We start from the raw sequence: 2925 nt of genomic DNA, 5'->3' as shown, positions 1-2925 counted from the left end.
GTATTGATCTTGTTTCTTTACCGAATCCGGCTTATGACCCTTCTAAAGATGAGGAAAAAACATTACCGCTTGATGTTGTCGCTAATCAAGTAATTTCTAATGCTGAATCGGGTGATACAGACGCTCAAGTTGCTACGACTGCGGCTGCGGCTGACATTGTTAATGACGCTCAAAATGACAGTACAAAAGCTCGTCCAATTGTGAATCAACTCGAAGCGAATGCAGAAACAAAAACAGAAGAAGAAGCAACGGGGCAATCAAAACCAAATACTGAAACAGGTTCAACTGATTTATCTTTAACATTTCCTGTTTTTTGCGGTTGGGCACCAGTCGTCTGTGAAGCTGCTCAAGTTGTAATTTCATTTCCTGCAAAAGTAGAAGGTTGGGTTTCCGATCTATTAGGGACAGGTCAAAAAGTTGAAGAAAACACAAAAACAGCTGCTGAAAGCACTCAAGCGATTGAAAAAGAATTAACCAAAGATGATGGTGTTCCTGAAAAAGATAAAACCGATATAAATCTTCCTGATCTCCCAATAACTCCAGAAACTGTAAATGTGAACTGGGGTGGTTCTTGTCCTGCACCGACTACCACAAATATTTCATTTCATGGTCAATCGCAAGAAATCACAATTTTACGCTATGACTTTATTTGTGAATGGGCCTGGGTGATTAAAGCGTCTGTGGTTGCTTTAGCTTCTATTGGAGCAGTCTTTATCATTTCAGGGAGAAAAACCTAATGTGGAAGATTTTTTATAATGTTCTCGATGTCTTTGCAAATAACTCAGTTAGAACATTGATTACAAGTTTAGGAATAGGGATTGCATCGGGTGCAAGTGCTTATGTTCTCTTATCACAATATATTGATTCTGCTGTTTCTCAGGCTTCCACAATGCCGATGTTAGGGCTTCTTTCTATGTTTGGAATTGATACGGCATTATCACTTACATTTGGCGCAATTCTTACACGAGGAAGTATTGAAGCGTCTAAACTATCGTTTGCTAGGAAGAAATAACAATGCCTACTAAGTTAATCACTGGACAGCCTGGTAACGGTAAAACATTGTATGCCGTCACTTTAATTCTTGAGGCTGTAAAAACTGGACGACCTGTATATTCAAATATTAATGGCTTAGATATTGATGGTGTTAAGCCTATACCTGTCAATGAATTTGGTGAATTAGATTGGACTCTTACGGATGAGGGTGACGAAGTCACTGGAGTATTCGGTGCATTAATTGTTTATGATGAAACACAGAAGCTTTCATATTTTGCATACAAATCGAAAGAAAAACTTTCATCAAATCCATTGATTACTAAATTAGAAGATCATCGACATAAAGGCTATGACTTAATCTTTATTACTCAAAGTCCTAAATTCTTGCATTTACATTTGCTTGAATTGATCAATGAACATTACCACGTTAAACGACCAATGAACCGTGCTAGGGCTGAAATCCATAAGCATCGTGGTTATTCAATGAATCCTGAAACGGTGGCTGCTCAAGAACGTGCTGAGGACATATTTAAGTTTGATTATCCAAAGGATATATTTAAATTATATAAATCCACTGAAATTGTAACTAATTCAAAAATACAAATACCTAAGTATATGAAAAAGCTATTTTTCATTGCAGGGTTTTGTCTGATTGGCATTATTTATATGTTCTTTTTTTCGGACAATAAAATCTTTGGTCATATAAAAGGCGATGATAAAAAGTTATCTACTGAAAATGTACAGGATGATAAAAAAACTGGTTTAGATTCGTCTCAATCAGCTCAATCAACACAATTTAATGCGGATGTTGAATGTCGGAAAGGTGAAAATGTTGAAAAGACTGAATGTAAACAATGGTTTGATCAATTAACTAAGTCCAAAGGTTCTGTTACTGCGATGAATCCAAACGGTACACCAATGATTGAATATGATCCTAACAAGCCATTCGATCAGGAACATATACAAAAAGCTGTAACTTATACCGTGACTGCTAAACCTGTGTTTTCTGGTTGTTCAAAGATGAATGGGCGTTATGTTGCTTATACACAACAAGGCACTAAATTGAATGTTTCAAAAAAAGATTGTCAGAATTTAATTGAAAATAATGACCGACCATTTAACTATTTTGCGAGTACAAATAATGATAGCTTCAATCATCAAAGCGGTTCTCAGGACACTATTCAACAAACTAATCAATCGGTTCATTCGTTAAAAACAGATGCATATCAAGCGGATAATCAGGTACATGAAACGGATACATTAACGCATAACAAATATGTCGTTAATGGGGCTAATACGCTATAAATCACTGCTCTGAAAAAGGGTTCGAATGAACGGATAAATTTTTACGGTGGTAGTGTAGAAAGCTTACGAGTGAAACAAGGCTCACGGAAATTACGCAATTAATCAGGCTCACTGGAGAGCGCCCGAAGCCGTCCTCATTCCTTATCTGATTGAATTGCAGGAATTTGATAAAGCGTATAAGTGATTCGTAACCGTCTTTGATGTACCTGAAACAAATAAAATTTTAAATTAAAAAATCTGTGATTATGTTCAGCTCTTGGCAGACTGTGGGCAGAGGTTTTTCCTGTGGGTCAACCTTGTGTAGAAGTCAACGTAAAACAGCATCACCGTTTTGCGGACTTATGCACAATGGTTGTCCACAGAAAAGAAAAACCGTTCCGAAGGACTGTCCATAGGCTGACGCTGAACAGCTTTTAATGCGAAATTTTTGTGAGGGTCACAGGTGAGAATCACAGCTTTGAAAAACCAAAAAAAAGAAGAAAGTAGAGGACGGCTTCGGGCGCTGTTCAGGGATATTAATAAGTAATTTTCGGGAAGTTGAACGAAGTTAGAGCGTCGGAACGGAAAGAAAGTAAAATTTAGAAGTGAGCGGAGGCTTAAATGTCCAGAGTAGAAACTAATGGCGTA

The 2925-nt window shown here is 37.2% G+C and carries 4 protein-coding genes; 3 read left to right on the top strand and 1 reads right to left on the bottom strand.

All coding sequences use genetic code 11. From position 1 onward, the window contains the following. The 3 genes from EXE09_RS18895 to EXE09_RS18570 all read left to right on the top strand — a co-directional run. Positions 1 to 737, top strand: a 737-nt coding sequence (locus EXE09_RS18895) for a virulence factor TspB C-terminal domain-related protein (RefSeq protein WP_265937159.1), incomplete at its 5' end; no start/stop codon positions are given. Then, a complete protein-coding gene (locus EXE09_RS18575; protein WP_130118244.1) occupies positions 737 to 1012 on the top strand; it encodes a DUF2523 family protein in 276 nt (91 codons plus the stop codon). The genes EXE09_RS18895 and EXE09_RS18575, both read left to right, overlap by 1 nt. A 2-nt stretch (positions 1013 to 1014) precedes the next feature. After that, entirely contained in the window at positions 1015 to 2298 is a 1284-nt protein-coding gene (locus tag EXE09_RS18570) for a zonular occludens toxin domain-containing protein (protein ID WP_130118243.1), read from the top strand. A 339-nt stretch (positions 2299 to 2637) separates the two neighbouring features. Here the strand turns inward: EXE09_RS18570 and EXE09_RS18960 are convergent. Next, positions 2638 to 2925: hypothetical protein (locus tag EXE09_RS18960; RefSeq protein WP_213073898.1), on the bottom strand; the 288-nt coding region annotated here is incomplete at its 5' end.

The organism is Acinetobacter sp. WCHAc060025, assembly GCF_004209355.1.
Taxonomy (GTDB): Bacteria; Pseudomonadota; Gammaproteobacteria; order Pseudomonadales; family Moraxellaceae; genus Acinetobacter; species Acinetobacter wuhouensis.
The sequence above is the reverse complement of the archived record's forward strand: the minus strand, read 5'-3'. Positions and strand labels throughout refer to the sequence as shown.

Excerpts from the sequence above, each read along its gene's own strand:
- EXE09_RS18570 (WP_130118243.1), top strand. The coding sequence starts at position 1,015 with ATGCCTACTAAGTTAATCACTGGACAGCCTGGTAACGGTAAAACATTG.
- EXE09_RS18575 (WP_130118244.1), top strand. The coding sequence starts at position 737 with ATGTGGAAGATTTTTTATAATGTTCTCGATGTCTTTGCAAATAACTCA.